General features: G+C 41.2%; 13 protein-coding genes. 5 read left to right on the top strand and 8 right to left on the bottom strand.

Annotation, left to right across the window (positions count from 1 at the left end):
- From GBI16_RS07615 to GBI16_RS07595, 5 genes are all read left to right on the top strand, one after another.
- On the top strand, positions 1 to 960 hold a 960-nt coding region (locus GBI16_RS07615; RefSeq protein WP_151706838.1), incomplete at its 5' end, for an undecaprenyl-phosphate glucose phosphotransferase.
- A 128-nt stretch (positions 961 to 1088) separates the two neighbouring features.
- On the top strand, positions 1089 to 1964 hold the full coding sequence (gene galU, locus GBI16_RS07610; protein ID WP_151706837.1) for a UTP--glucose-1-phosphate uridylyltransferase GalU: 876 nt from the start codon (positions 1089 to 1091) through the stop codon (positions 1962 to 1964).
- An 18-nt stretch (positions 1965 to 1982) separates the two neighbouring features.
- Positions 1983 to 3236, top strand: a complete 1254-nt coding sequence (locus tag GBI16_RS07605) for a UDP binding domain-containing protein (RefSeq protein ID WP_042891516.1) — start codon at positions 1983 to 1985, stop codon at positions 3234 to 3236.
- A complete protein-coding gene (gene pgi / locus GBI16_RS07600; RefSeq protein WP_042891518.1) occupies positions 3236 to 4897 on the top strand; it encodes a glucose-6-phosphate isomerase in 1662 nt (553 codons plus the stop codon). The genes GBI16_RS07605 and pgi overlap by 1 nt, the downstream gene beginning before the upstream one ends.
- Positions 4898 to 5165: 268 nt before the next feature.
- Positions 5166 to 6632 carry a capsule assembly Wzi family protein gene (locus tag GBI16_RS07595; protein WP_171494543.1) on the top strand — a complete coding sequence of 489 codons (1467 nt, stop codon included), beginning with the start codon at positions 5166 to 5168 and terminating at the stop codon, positions 6630 to 6632.
- Between the two features lie 95 nt (positions 6633 to 6727).
- Here GBI16_RS07595 and GBI16_RS07590 read toward each other — a convergent pair whose 3' ends face one another.
- Genes GBI16_RS07590 through ribBA form a run of 8 tightly spaced genes read right to left on the bottom strand, consistent with a single transcriptional unit; the run spans position 6728 to position 14878 of the window.
- Positions 6728 to 8095, bottom strand: coding sequence for a phosphomannomutase CpsG (locus GBI16_RS07590; RefSeq protein WP_151706835.1), 1368 nt, complete (start codon positions 8093 to 8095; stop codon positions 6728 to 6730).
- 53 nt (positions 8096 to 8148) lie between these two features.
- On the bottom strand, positions 8149 to 9987 hold the full coding sequence (gene glmS, locus GBI16_RS07585; RefSeq protein ID WP_086210693.1) for a glutamine--fructose-6-phosphate transaminase (isomerizing): 1839 nt from the start codon (positions 9985 to 9987) through the stop codon (positions 8149 to 8151).
- 12 nt (positions 9988 to 9999) lie between these two features.
- Positions 10000 to 11364, bottom strand: a complete 1365-nt coding sequence (gene glmU / locus GBI16_RS07580; protein WP_151706834.1) for a bifunctional UDP-N-acetylglucosamine diphosphorylase/glucosamine-1-phosphate N-acetyltransferase GlmU — start codon at positions 11362 to 11364, stop codon at positions 10000 to 10002.
- A 20-nt stretch (positions 11365 to 11384) separates the two neighbouring features.
- The gene (locus tag GBI16_RS07575) at positions 11385 to 11906 is read right to left on the bottom strand and encodes a phosphatidylglycerophosphatase A (RefSeq protein ID WP_086210691.1); all 522 of its coding nucleotides are present in this window, start codon (positions 11904 to 11906) and stop codon (positions 11385 to 11387) included.
- On the bottom strand, positions 11884 to 12801 hold the full coding sequence (gene thiL / locus GBI16_RS07570) for a thiamine-phosphate kinase (protein WP_151706833.1): 918 nt from the start codon (positions 12799 to 12801) through the stop codon (positions 11884 to 11886). The genes GBI16_RS07575 and thiL overlap by 23 nt, the downstream gene beginning before the upstream one ends.
- 12 nt (positions 12802 to 12813) lie before the next feature.
- Positions 12814 to 13269 carry a transcription antitermination factor NusB gene (gene nusB, locus GBI16_RS07565; RefSeq protein ID WP_058952409.1) on the bottom strand — a complete coding sequence of 152 codons (456 nt, stop codon included), beginning with the start codon at positions 13267 to 13269 and terminating at the stop codon, positions 12814 to 12816.
- Positions 13270 to 13273: 4 nt separating this feature from the next.
- Positions 13274 to 13744: a 6,7-dimethyl-8-ribityllumazine synthase gene (ribE, locus tag GBI16_RS07560; RefSeq protein ID WP_004684294.1), complete on the bottom strand. Its 471-nt coding sequence runs from the start codon at positions 13742 to 13744 to the stop codon at positions 13274 to 13276.
- 18 nt (positions 13745 to 13762) lie between these two features.
- Positions 13763 to 14878, bottom strand: a complete 1116-nt coding sequence (gene ribBA / locus GBI16_RS07555; protein ID WP_058868641.1) for a bifunctional 3,4-dihydroxy-2-butanone-4-phosphate synthase/GTP cyclohydrolase II — start codon at positions 14876 to 14878, stop codon at positions 13763 to 13765.
- Between the last annotated feature and the right edge of the window lie 146 nt (positions 14879 to 15024).

Below are 15024 nucleotides of genomic sequence, written 5' to 3'. Positions count from 1 at the left end.
AATGATGTCCTGATATTGGGTAATACAGACAAAGCGTTGAAGCTTTTTCAAGACTTAAAGCACTCAGAGTGGACGGGTTTTAACCCAATAGGTGTGTTCTCATTTAGACAGGACTATGACCGCTTTGTTTATTCTGGTGGACTTGATGATGCGATGGAGATTGTTCACAAACAAAAAATTAATAAGGTTTATGTGGTGATCAATCAAGATAATATTGAACAAGCTGATCAAGTTATTAAGTCTTTAGCAGATACTACATGTTCAACAGTAATTATTCCTGAGTTGTTCTCGCATGACTTTTTATACTCGCGTGTTGAAGATATTAATGGTACGCCGATCATTCCAATTATAGATACTCGTTTAACAGGTATTAATACTTTACTGAAGCGCATTGAAGATATTTGTTTTGCACTGGTTATTTTACTGTTGATTTCTCCAATTTTAATTGGTATTTCAATTGCTATTAAATTGACATCTAAAGGTCCGGTTTTCTTTAAGCAGACGCGTTATGGTTTAAATGGAAAGCCGATCTTAGTTTACAAATTTAGAAGTATGAATGTCATGGAAAATGGAACAAAAGTAACTCAGGCCATTAAAAATGACCCTCGGTTGACCCCAATAGGTGGCTTTTTAAGACGGACATCTTTAGATGAACTACCGCAATTTTTTAACGTTTTATTAGGCAGTATGTCTGTTGTAGGTCCGCGTCCACATGCAGCAGCGCACAATGAAGAATATCGCAAACTAATCACGGGCTACATGCTTAGACATAAAGTGAAGCCTGGTATTACGGGCTTAGCACAGATTCGTGGGTGGCGTGGGGAAACAGATACTCTGGATAAGATGGAAAAGCGTGTTGAATGTGACTTGGAATACATCCGAACTTGGAGTCTTCTATTGGATATTAAAATTATATTTTTAACGGTGTTTAAGGGTTTCATTAATAAAGCTGCATATTAAATATTTGTGTTTTCAATATTTGATACGTTTATACAAACTTTGGGTTGTTTGCACTATTTTTAAACATTTTGAAATAAAAAATAGTGTAGTGTTAATAAATAATTTTTTGATGAAAAAGTGTAACTTCGATGATTAAAAAAGCGATTCTTCCTGTGGCTGGACTAGGTACCCGATTCTTGCCTGCAAGTAAAGCGATTCCTAAAGAAATGGTTACTGTGGTAGACCGCCCAGCAATTGAGTATGTCATCAAAGAAGCAGTAGCTGCTGGGGTCGAGCAAATCATTTTAGTCACACATTCATCGAAAGCATCTATAGAAAACTACTTTGATCGTAACTTTGAATTAGAAGCGATATTAGAACAAAAAAAGAAGTTTGATTTACTTAAGGAAATTACCGACATTTTACCTGCAAGTGTAAGTGTTGTTAGTGTACGCCAACCACAACCTTTAGGGCTTGGCCATGCTGTTCTTTGTGCTAAATCTATTGTTGGTGATGATGATTTTGCTGTGCTCCTGCCTGATGTCTTGGTTAAAGATAGTGATACGCGCAACGATTTAAGCTTAATGATTGAGCGTTATACTAAGTCAAACGCAGCCCAAATTATGGTTGAAGCTGTCCCTGATAGTTTGGTTGATCAATATGGCATTGTCGATGTTGCTGAAATTCCTGCTGAAGGCGAAAGTTATGTCATGCAAGGAATTGTAGAGAAACCTGCAATAGGTACGGCTCCTTCTAATTTGTCAGTTGTTGGGCGTTATGTATTGCCTGCACAGATTATGACTTTATTAGAACAAACACCGAAAGGTGCTGGGAATGAAATTCAACTGACAGATGCGATTGCAATGCTACAGCAATCAAAGCCTGTTGAAGCATATCGCATGAAAGGACGAACGTTCGACTGTGGTAGCAAAATTGGCTATTTGAAAGCAGTTTTACATTATGGTGTTGACCATCCCAAGTTAGGTGATGAGTTTAAAGCACTGATTAAAGAGTTAGAGTTATAAAAAAAAGAGGGATGAGCCATGAAAATCGCAATGTTTGGTACAACGCTGTATGCGGGTGTTATCTCATCATTACTTGCAGAGAGTGGACATCAGGTCTTTATTTGTAATGATTTACAAGACCATACAGCGCTATTCAATCTTAGAGATCAAGATGTTGTTCGTGCTTTAGAAAAACAACATCAAAGTGGTTTTCTAAGTTATTGTAATTTTGCGGCTCTTCCCTTAGATATTGATGCGTATTTTTTTAGTTTCAATCCAACTCAAGAGGCTGAGGCACTTGATGTTGTACAGAAATTAAAAATGCGCACGATTATTCATCCTAAATTGATGATTAATGCCTCTACTTTTGGTCTTAATGGTACTGAAAAATTAAAAGCCGTATTAACAAAAGATCATTGGGTTTATTTCCCGGATATTATTCAGGAAGGTCAAGCTTTTAAAAGTGTGACGAGTGCCTCTAAAGTGATTATTGGCTGTGCTGACCAACAAGCACAGGGTGACTTAGAGGAAATGTTGCGACCTTTATTCCCACGCCAGCAACAATATTTATTTATGCCTGTTTTAGATGCTGAATTTACCAAACTCAGTATTTCAGGCATGTTGGCGACTCGTATCAGTTATATGAATGATTTGGCAGATGTTGCTGAAAAGTTGGGTATTGATATTGCCCATGTTCGAGATGGAATGGCAGCAGACAGTCGGATAGGTGAATCGTATTTATATTCAGGTGCAGGTTTTGGTGGTGAAAACTTTTCACATGATATTTTGACTCTATCAAATACCATCAGTAATACTGGAACAAAAAGTCAGCTATTGGGACAGGTTTGGGATATCAATGAGCAACAAAAAGAGTTTCTTTTTCGCAAGTTGTGGAATTATTTTCATGGAAATTTAGCTGGAAAAACGATTGCGATTTGGGGGGCTGCTTTTAAGCAACATACCTCAAGTACCAGTTTCTCACCTATTCATCCGATGCTTGCCGCACTGTGGGCGCAAGGTGTGACTGTTCGTTTGCATGATCCACAAGCCTTAGAAGAAATACATACAATTTATGGTGAACGTGATAATTTAATTTTATGTGAAGATCAGTATGACGCGGTGAATCAAGCACATGGTTTATGTGTTCTGACTGCATGGAAGCAATATTGGTCACTTGATTATACGCAATTAAAACTTAAGTTAGCTCATCCTTTAATTTTGGATGGACGTAATATTTATCAACCTGATTATGTTAAAAGTCAGGGTTTTGCATATATGGGAGTAGGAAGATAATGATAAATTTAACTATTTTTCCTAAAAAAACATTACCAACAACACTTGAGCATTTACAAGATTTAAGTTTGACCGTAGGTCAAAAGCATTTAAACGAGTTTTTTGCCGAAGATAATCAAAGATTTAAGCATTTTTCTGTTCAGTATGACGAAATTACTTTTGATTACAGCAAACATCGTGTTGATGAGTCTGTAATAAGCGCATTGATTGACTTTGCACAAGTTCGTGATCTTTCTACGTGGACGAAACGTTTATTTTCAGAAGAAGAAATTAACTATACAGAACAGCGTGCAGCTATGCATTGGGCGCTTCGTTTACCGAAGCATGATGAACAGCATCCTAAATTAGCAGGCAAAGTACATGAGCAATTAGAGCGAATGTATGCATTGGTTGAGAAAATTCATGCGGGTCAGTACCGTGGTGCAACAGGTGAAGTTATACAAGATGTGGTCAATATTGGTGTGGGTGGGTCTGATTTAGGCCCATTGATGGTGAGTCATGCTTTGTCTGATTTTAAAGTTAATACGATTAAGCCTCTGAAGGTGCATTTCGTGTCAACGATGGATGGCACTCAACTTTCAGATCTGTTGCATCAGTTACGTCCAGAAACGACATTGTTTATTATTTCATCCAAATCCTTTGGAACGATTGATACATTATACAATGCACAAACAGCACGCCAATGGCTCGAAAAGCAATTGGGGCAATCTGAAGCAGTAAATCAGCATCATTTTATTGGTGTATCGACTAAGCCTGAGAAAATGACAGAATGGGGTATAGCAAGCCATAATCAGTTTTTACTCTGGGACTGGGTGGGTGGCCGTTACTCTTTATGGTCTTGTATTGGTTTGCCGATTGCATTAAATATTGGTGTGCAAGGATTTAAGCGATTACTTGCAGGGGCCTATGCAATTGATGAGCATTTTCAAAACGCACCTTTACAGCAAAATATTCCTGTTCTTATGGGTATTTTAGGGATCTGGAATCATAACTTTTTGGGAATTCAGACGCAGGCTATTTTACCTTATGATGGTCGTTTAAAGTATTTTTCTGCATATCTACAACAGCTTGAAATGGAATCGAATGGTAAATCTATTCAGCGTAACGGAAAGAAAGTTGAGCTAAACACTTGCCCAATTGTCTGGGGGGAAGTTGGTCCGAATGCACAACATGCTTTTTATCAGTTGTTACACCAAGGTGCGCATAAAGTGAGTTGTGAGTTTATAGCGCCCGTTAATCGTTATGCAGCGAACCAATTTACCTATGTTAAAAATGCCAATGCATTAATTGATCAGCATCATTTAGCACTGTCGAATTGTTTGGCTCAGTCTCGACTATTGGCCTTTGGTAATCAAGCATTAGACGCTGAAGAGGTTTTAGGTTTAGAAAATTATCAAAAATATGACGGTAATCAACCAAGTACAACAATTTTACTTAAAGAACTGAGCCCTTATACACTGGGAATGCTTGTGGCATTGTATGAGCATAAAGTGTTTGTGCAATCTGTACTTTGGAATATCAATGCTTTTGACCAATGGGGTGTTGAGAAAGGAAAACAAATTGCAAATCAAGTACTTCCGATTTTAACAGGTACAGAAAAAGATTACTCTGAATTCGATAGTTCAACGCGAGGGCTGTTGGATATTTTACTAGGTAAATAGGGTTCAGACTGCCTAAAATTTGTTTCTTTCCTCAAGTTATTCGTTTTATTTTTAGACAAAAATTTAATGATTAAAAGAATATTATGAGTGATTTTTTTATTTTTATCATGGCTTTAGTTGACCGAAGTTAGATGTGTTGAATAAAAAATCTCATGAGTCTTTAAAATATGATTGAATCATGTATTGATTATGCAAACAATCATGTATTTATTCCCTTATTTTAAAAAACATCGCTATGATGTTTTTTAAAAATGAACTTAGATGAAGAATATTTATGAGATATCAAAGTATTAGATTTTTGTCACTTGCGGTTTTATCTGCACTTTCTTTGCCAGCCATTGCACAAGGAATTGTGTTAAATAATGAAGACTTACGAACTGATTTAAATTGGTTAAATCAACAAGGTGTGATTCAAATTAGCACGTCTACATGGCCTTTAAGTGGTGATGAAATACAACGTGCTTTATCTAATGCAAAGATTGATAATCAAGTTCAGCAACAAGTCTTGGACTCCGTGCAAGCTGCTTTAAGTGCGGAAAATACAACGGCCAAAGCCAGTTTATATGCTGAATCTGATCCACAAAATGTACCGCAACATTTTGCAGATGAACAAAAATCACAATACCAAGCGGCTGTTGAGTTCAATGCTGGTGGGGCGCAATGGGATGCAAGACTGCGTATTAATGCTGAAAAAGACCCTATTATTGATAATGGGCATGATGTGAATGTTGAAGGGTCATATTTAGCTGGAAAGTTGTGGAATCAATGGTTGATTGCAGGGCAGATTCCGACCTATTGGGGGCCTGGACATGATGGTAGTCTAATTCGAGGGGATGCAAGTCGTCCAGTATACGGTTTTACAATGCAACGCGCTGAGCAAAAGGCATTTGAAACGAAATGGCTGTCTTGGATTGGCCCTTGGCAGTATCAAGTTTTTGCTGGCCGATTAGATGATTATGAGGCCGTGCCAAATACAAATCTCTTGGGAATGCGTTTAACAGCCCAACCTTTACCTTATCTTGAATTGGGTGCATCACGTACATTCCAAATAGATGGTCAAGGTCAACCTGATAGTTTCAAAGCCTATTGGAATGCTTTTATTGGTAAAGATAACGAATGTGATGATAGTGGGTGTACTGGAGAGGGGAATGCCTCAAACCAAATTGCAGGCCTAGATGCGCGTTTAAATCTACAACAATGGTTTAAAGTTCCATTGAGTTTGTATGGGCAGTTTGTCGGTGAAGATGAATCAGGTTTACTGCCATCTCGGAAAATGTATTTGGCAGGACTCGATTATTCCTCACAAGTGAAGAATATGCCGTTCCAGCTTTATACTGAATGGGCAGATACACGTACCAATGGTGATGTTTGGGGTTATTCATATAATCATCATAATTATACAGATGGTTACTACCAACATGGATTCCCTTTAGGTCACGCTATGGGCGGTGATGGTCAGATGTATAGTTTAGGTGGGGATATTCGTTTCGATAAAATGAATCGTTTAAATGGTCGCATCTTGTTGGCAAAAGTGAATCAGTCAGGACTTGAAATCAATCATGCTTTTCCACAAAAAGATGAAATCAAAGCTCTGGATTTAACGTGGACACATTATCTTCGTCCGAATACGCCGTTGAAATTAAGTGGTTGGGTCAGTGACTCTGACGTGTATGGTGGAGATAGCGGCGTGTCTTTAGGGGTTGAAATTCCTTTGGATCGTTCTTTATTTTACTAAGTTAAAAAGACTTTCTTAAAAAACGTATCTATACATGAACCATTCAAACGATGTTAAATCGTTTGAATGGTTTTTTATTTGAGGCTAAATATTGCTTAAGCTTGGATAAGTTGGGTCAACTGATCGACATAGACTTGTATTGGTTCAGGGTTTTTACTTGCATCACTTTCAATGTTTAAGCGTAATAGTGGTTCAGTATTTGAAGCCCGTACATTTAGACGCCAAATACCAAAATCTAAACTCACGCCATCAGTTTGATCAATTACTGGATTTTGGTCAGCAAAATGATCAAAGATCTTTTGAATGGTGACTTGTGTATCGGCAACTTTGAAGTTAATTTCACCTGAGCACGGGAATTTTGCAATCATATCCTCAACCAATGAAGATAAAGATTGACCTGTTTCAGATAGTACAGAAACAGCCAATAACCACGGAATCATTCCACTATCACAGTAAGCAAAATCACGGAAGTAATGGTGGGCACTCATTTCACCACCATATACAGCATTGTGCTCACGCATTACATCTTTAATGAATGCATGGCCTGATTTAGATTGGACGGCGATCCCTTGATGTTTCTCAACAATATCTAATGTATTCCAGGTTAAACGAGGGTCATGCACAATCTTTTCACCTGCTTGTTTGAGTAGAAAGGCTTGTGCTAAGAGGCCAACAATATAATAACCTTCAATGAATTGGCCTTTTTCATCAAACAAGAAACAACGGTCAAAGTCCCCATCCCAAGCAATCCCCATATCTGCACCATGCTTAAGTACTGCTTGGCTGGTACTATCACGGTTTTCGATTAAAATAGGGTTAGGGATTCCATTTGGGAAATTGCCATCAGCTTCATGGTGGATCTTGATGAACTCGACTGGGATATTTAATGCTTTAAATTTTTCTTCTATCGCATCAATCACATGTCCTGCTGCACCATTACCTGCATTGGTGACAAGTTTCATTGGGCGAATCTTATTCGGGTCAATGTAGGTCATGAGGTGATCTACAAATTCAGGTAGGATATTGTATTTTTCTACAAGCCCCTTTTGAGTCGCGTCGATAAAGTTGCCTGATTCAGCAAGCGCTTGAATCTCTTTTAAACCTGTATCCGCACTAATTGGTCGTGAGTTCTCGCGAACCAGTTTCATCCCATTGTAATCCATAGGGTTATGGCTGGCCGTTACTTCAATACCACCTTGGACATCTAAATGGAATGCGCCAAAGTAAACTTCTTCTGTACCTGTCATACCCAGATCAAGAACATTTACGCCTGCATCATTTAAACCCTGAATGGTTGCTTGTTTAAGGCTTTCACTGGTTAGACGAACATCGGCACCAATCACAACTGTTTTTGGTTGATAAATTTGCCCATAAGCACGACCAATTTTATATGCAATATCTTCATTGAGTTCTGTGCCAAGCTTTCCACGGATGTCGTAGGCTTTGAAGCAGGTTAAAGTCATTTTATTACCCTATTTAAAAATGAAAGGGCTGGAAGTCAGCCCTTTAAACGTTATTATTCAACAGTTACGGATTTAGCTAAGTTTCGAGGCTGATCGACATCGGTTCCTCGAAGTACGGCAACATGATAGGACAAGAGCTGTACGGGAACGCTATAAACAATCGGAGCTAATACAGGGCTGATGCTTGGCACATAGACCACATGTTGGCGGTCTTTGGCTTGGATGCCACTGTTTTCATCGGCAAAGACAAAGAGTTCCCCGCCACGCGCTTGGACTTCTTCCATATTGGATTTGAGTTTATCGAGCATGTCATCTTGCGGTGCGAGAATGACCACTGGCATCTCATTATCAACTAAAGCGAGTGGACCGTGTTTAAGTTCGCCTGCTGCATAGCCTTCTGCATGAATATAAGAAATTTCTTTTAGTTTCAATGCACCTTCGAGTGCAATAGGGAAGTGAGTCCCACGACCAAGGAACAAGCAATGCTGTTTCTCTACAAATAGTTCAGAGAGGCGGAGAATTTCAGCGTCGTTCCGTAAAGTATCTAAAATGACTTTAGGTAAGTGCCAAAGTCCAGCGGTAATCTCAGCCACCTGTTGTGTAGAGATACGATTTTTAATCGTACCTATTTTGAGTACCAATAACATAAGCGCTGCAAGCTGCGTGGTAAATGCTTTGGTGGATGCAACACCAATTTCAGGACCTGCCAGAGTTAATAAGCTATGGTTGGTTTCACGTACCATGGAAGATGTTGCGACATTGCAAATGGTCATCGTAATGATGTCTAAGCCTTTTGCTGTAGCACGCTTTTGAGTATCGCGCAGGGCAGCTAAAGTATCTGCTGTTTCACCGGACTGAGAAATACAGACATATAGGGTATTATTGACAATCACTGGTGTGCGATAGCGAAATTCACTCGCGATTTCCACTTGGCAAGGCAGATCAATGAGCTGTTCAAACCAATATTTTGCAATCATACCCGCATGGTAACTGGTACCACAGGCAATGATTTGGATTTGCTGAATTTGAGATAAATCTGCAACAGCATTCGCAAGGAAATCTTCACGTAGGGCATTGCCATTTAAGGCTTGTGAAATGGTTTGTTGAATCGCTTCAGGTTGCTCATAAATTTCTTTGAGCATGTAGTGTTTATATTCGCCTTTTGATGCATTGCTGACGGTCGCATCTAACTCTTTTACTGGGCGATGAACCAATTGACCATCAACAAAGATTTCAATGCTATTACGAGTGAGACGCGCAATATCACCTTCTTCGAGATAAATAAATCGGTTGGTAATCGGAAGCAGCGCCAATTGGTCTGAGCTGATAAAGTTTTCACCAATACCTACGCCAATGACCAAAGGTGAACCTTCACGCACGGTAATCAGTTCATCTGGATAATCAGTATGTACGATACCGAGAGCATAAGCTCCTTTAAGTTGTGGCACGACTTGTTTGACTGCTTCAAGTAAACTTGGCGTTGACTTCAATGCATCATGAATCAGGTGGGCAACCACTTCGGTATCGGTCTGAGAGGTAAATACATACCCCCGTGCTTCAAGATCATCTTTTAGTTCTTGATAGTTTTCAATAATGCCATTATGTACGATAGCAACGTTGCCTGAAATATGCGGATGTGCATTGTTTTCAGTTGGTTTGCCATGGGTTGCCCAGCGAGTATGTGCAATCCCTAATGAACCGATAATCTGTGATTCTTCAACCGCACCACCCAGATTGGCTACTTTACCGACACGACGTTCACGTAGAACATGGCCTTGGTTAATGAGAGCTAAGCCCGCAGAGTCGTAACCACGATATTCTAGACGCTTTAAACCTTCGATGAGGATATTACTAATATTACGTTCTGCAACGCCACCGACGATACCACACATAACAAATTCCTCTTATTTCTTGATTTTTTGCGGACGTTGGTAGTTTTCTTTCGTAAACTGCTTAGAACGTTCTACCGCTAAACTATTTTCTTCGACATCGCGGGTAATGGTTGAGCCAGCCCCGACAGTTGCGCCGTTGCCAATGGTGACTGGGGCAACCAAAGCACTATTTGAACCAATAAAGGCATGATCGCCAATGATGGTTTTAAATTTGTTTGCACCATCATAGTTGCAGGTAATGGTTCCTGCACCAATATTAGAGCCACAGCCCACTTCAGCATCACCCAAATAAGTAAAGTGGTTGGCTTTAGACCCGACACCGACTGTTGAGTTTTTGACTTCTACAAAGTTGCCAATATGTACTTCAGCCGCGAGTTTGGCACCTGGGCGTAAACGGGCAAAAGGTCCAATCTGCGCATCTTCACCGACAATAGCTTGATCAAAAATACTATAAGGCTGAACTTTGGTGCCTGCCGCGATTTTGGTATTTTTAATGATGCAGCCTGCGCCAATTTCTACATAGTCACCGAATTCGCATTCGCCTTCAATGATGACATTGATATCAATGCGCACATCTTGTCCAACGACTAAGTTACCACGAAGATCAAAGCGACTAGGATCAATTAAATGCACACCTTGTTGCATGAGTTTTTTGGCTAGATTTGCTTGGAACTGGCGTTCTAAAGCTGCCAGCTGAATACGGTCATTGACCCCTTCAACTTCGAAGGCTTGTTCAGGCTCAACTGAGGCAACGGTCAAACCATCAGCCAATGCCATTGCCACAATATCTGTCAGGTAATATTCGCCTTGCGCATTGTTATTGCTGAGTTTGGGTAACCATTCGTGCAATTTGGCATTGCTCACACAGTAAATGCCGGTATTAAACTCTTTGATTTGGCGCTGTTGCTCTGTTGCATCTTTATGTTCAACAATTGCTTGAATCTGACCATTCTCACGGACGATACGACCATAGCCTGTTGCATCATCCACAGTGAGTGTGACTAAGCCGATACCAGTTTGGCTCGATGCATCTAATAGTTTTTGTAGCGTATTCTGGCTAATGCAAGGCACATCACCAGAGAGAATGAGCGAAATACCATCTTGAGGTAAAACGGGCAGGGTCATTTGTACCGCATGCCCAGTACCGAGTTGTTCTGCTTGTTCAACCCATTTAATGTCTTGATCTGCAAAAGCCGATTGAACCCGATCGCCACCGTGACCATAGATCGTAATGATGTTTTCAGCGTGGATTTTTTTTGCTGTTTCAATCACATGACCGAGTAAAGGACGCCCTGCAAGTGGTTGTAGCACTTTGGGTAACGTCGAACGCATACGCGTTCCTTTACCTGCAGCAAGAATAATAACAGTCGTTGACATGTTCTAATCCTAAAAATGGCCTAGGCCACGGTGAAATAAAAATAAAGCCCAATACAAAGTGCGGCCCAAAGACCAGCAATAATGTCATCAAGCATGATGCCGAAACCACCATCGACTTTTTGGTCAATGACACGAATTGGCCAGGGTTTCCATACGTCAAATAAGCGGAATAAGGCAAAACCAAGCAACAGCCACAGCCAATTCATTTGCCCTAAATACAGTACAGGCAAGAAAGTGATGGATTGGCCTGCAAATTCATCCCATACGATACGTCCATCATCATGTACTCCCATGACTTTGGCGGTATGGCCGCAAATATAAATGCCGATCAGAGACATGAAGATGATGGCAATAATGGTGTTGGATAAGCCAATTGCAAGCCAGATTGGGACGAACAGCAGTGCAAAGGCTGAACCAAATGTTCCTGGTGCTTTGGGTGCTAGTCCTGAGCCAAAACCTACACCGCAAAACACGATGAAACGGTCGTACCCAGACATCTGACGAAAGAGGATAGGAGGCTTATGCAAAGTGTTGATATCCAGTAAATTGCAATGAATGGTCTAAGCCATTTTGTTGAAAACGTAGACCGCTTTGAGCGTCAACTTTTCCAATCACGTTGATCTTAGTATGGTTTTGTTGTTGCAAAAGTTTTTCATAATTCTGCGGACTTATTGTAAAGCATAATTCATAGTCATCGCCACCCGCCAAAGCATATTGCCATTGTTGTTCTCGTGTTAAATCTTGTAGAGCGGTGTTGATGGGCAGTTGATCAAGTTGTAGGGTCGCACCGACATTTGAGGCCTTTAAGATATGACCTAAGTCTTGTGCTAAGCCATCGGACACATCAATCATACTATGTGCCAAGCCTTTGAGTACTTGGCCCAGTTCACAGCGTGGGGTAGGGTAGTCCAAACGTTGTTGCAGAGGGTGGCCCAAGTGTTGCAGTGCGAAGGCGGCATCACCAACCGTACCACTAACACAAATTAAATCACCCACTTGAGCAGCGGAGCGGGTGACGGCTTGGCCGATATCGACCCAGCCCAGTGCAGTCACTGAAATGGTCAGATGTGGGCTTTGGGTGGTGTCTCCACCAATTAAACTCACGCCAAATTGATCGCAACAATCATATAAACCCTGACTAAAGCCTTTAAGCCAGTCATGATCAATTTGGGGTAAGCTCAAGGCCAGTAAAATACTCTGAGGTTTCGCGCCCATTGCGGCGATATCAGATAAATTGACCGCGACAGATTTCCAGCCAATCGCATGGGGACTGGTATCAAGCGGGAAGTGACGTCCAGCAACGAGAGTATCGGCACAGATGACCAATTGTTGCTGTGGAGGAGGGGTGAGCAAGGCTGAGTCGTCACCGACGCCTAAATCGACAGAATAAGGACTCTTACGATTAAAATAGCTATCAATGATCGAAAACTCAGCCATACAACAAATCTACTACTGTGAGTTCGCTTGTTGCTTTTCTGCTGCACGTAAAGTTGTTGCTAAACGATCTAATACACCATTGATGTATTTATGGCTGTCTGCACCGCCAAAGTGTTTAGCAAGCTCGATTGCTTCGTCTAAAACCACACGATATGGAATTTCAAGATGTTCCTTGAGTTCATATGCGCCTAAACGAAGGGTCGCCAGTTCAACGCCGTCAAGCGCAGAAACGTCGCGATCAAGCACAGGGATTAAGAGCGCATCCAATGCTTCATGATTGGCAACCACTTGGGTTAACAATTCATGATAATAGCTCAGATCCACTTTGTGCATGGCATTTTCCACACGCGTACGTGCTTCAATCTCATGGACTGGATTGTGGCTCATTTGCCATTCGTAAATTCCTTGTACAGCAAAGCGACGTGCTTTACGTTTTGCTGCATAAGTTGCTTGCAATGTTTGCGACATAGCGTTAAATAGCCTTTAACAAGTTAACCATTTCAATTGCAGTAAGAGCAGCTTCGCCACCTTTATTACCTGCTTTTGTACCCGAGCGTTCAATCGCTTGTTCGATACTATCCGTAGTCAATACACCATTAATCACTGGAAGACCAGATTCTAGGCCAACCACGCCTAAACCTTTGGCACATTCACCTGCAACAAAGTCGAAGTGAGGTGTGCTACCACGAATCACAGCACCCAGTGCAATGATGGCATCGAAGCGTTCAGACGCTACTAATTTCTTAGCCACGACAGGAAGTTCCCACGCGCCTGGTGCATGAACAACAGTGATATTATCCTCTGATACACCATGACGTTTCAATGTATCAATTGCACCTTCTAATAGATGTTCGACAACAAAACTATTAAAACGACCCACTAAAATCGCATAACGGCCTTCGCTAGCGAGATGTAACATACCTTCAATACGGCGAATTGCCATAGCAACCTCGATGATTTTTTAAGTTGTTTGATGTGCGGTGATATATTCCACCACTTCTAAATTAAACCCAGAGAGTGCATTAAAGCGTAAAGGTGAGCTTAAAAGCTTCATCTTTTCTACGCCTAAATCACGTAAAATTTGTGCGCCAACCCCAATGGTTTGGTACTGCTGAGATAAAGCAGCATTGGATTTGGTTGGTTTTGGTGCGGTAAGGCTGTCTAAGGCTGGGCCTAGGTCTTGTAAGTGACGTTGACCAATCCAAACCAAAACACCCCGATCGCTACTTGCGATTTCTTGCAGCGCTTTGTCGAGATTCCATGCTGGCTCGCCGTCCTTTTTATTGAACTTAAGCAAGTCACGAACAGGGTTGAAACCATGAACACGAACGGTGGTTACCCCTTCTTTCGGTTCACCTTTCACCAAAGCCAAGTGAATATCTGGGTTGCCCAATTCGCGGTAACGATATAAGTCAAAAGTCCCATATTCGGTATCAATGCTTTGCTGATCAATCCGTTCAACCGTTTGCTCATTGGTCATACGGTAGTGAATCAGATCCGCAATGGTGCCAATTTTTAAACCATGCTTTTCAGCAAAAATTTCAAGATCGGCACGACGCGCCATTGTGCCATCTTCATTGATGATTTCACAGATGACCGATGCAGGCTCTAAACCCGCTAGGCGAGATAAATCACAACCTGCTTCGGTATGCCCGGCACGGTGCAGTACACCGCCAGGCTGCGCCATCAATGGGAAAATATGACCCGGTTGAACGATGTCTGATGGTTTGGCATGTGCCGCTACAGCCGTTTGAATGGTATGCGCACGTTCCGCAGGTGAAATCCCTGTAGAAATACCTTCTGCCGCTTCAATTGAAAGCGTGAAGTTGGTGCCATGTTGTGCGCCATTGGCATCGACCATTAATGGAAGATTCAATTGTTTACAGCGATCACGGCTGAGCGTTAAGCACACCAAACCACGGGCATGGGTGATCATAAAGTTGATGTCTTCTGCGCGAACATGGGTCGCTGCAATAACTAAATCACCTTCATTTTCACGATCTTCGTCATCCATCAGGATGACCATCTTACCTGCACGGATATCTGCAACTAGCTCTTCAACAGTATTGAGCGGCATCAACCTTCACCTTCATTGTTGTCGTCATGGACGACGTATCATTTGTTTTCATTGGCACATAGTTTAAGCTTTTTTCAGGCTTTTGCCTATGCGCGAATCATTTCCCTGAGTTGTCCATTGTTATACACAGTCAATCTCAGCTTGAA

The organism is Acinetobacter sp. TUM15064 (assembly GCF_008980265.1).
Classification (GTDB): Bacteria; Pseudomonadota; Gammaproteobacteria; order Pseudomonadales; family Moraxellaceae; genus Acinetobacter.
Note: the sequence above shows the minus strand (reverse complement) of the source record. Positions and strands in the feature narration are given on the sequence as shown.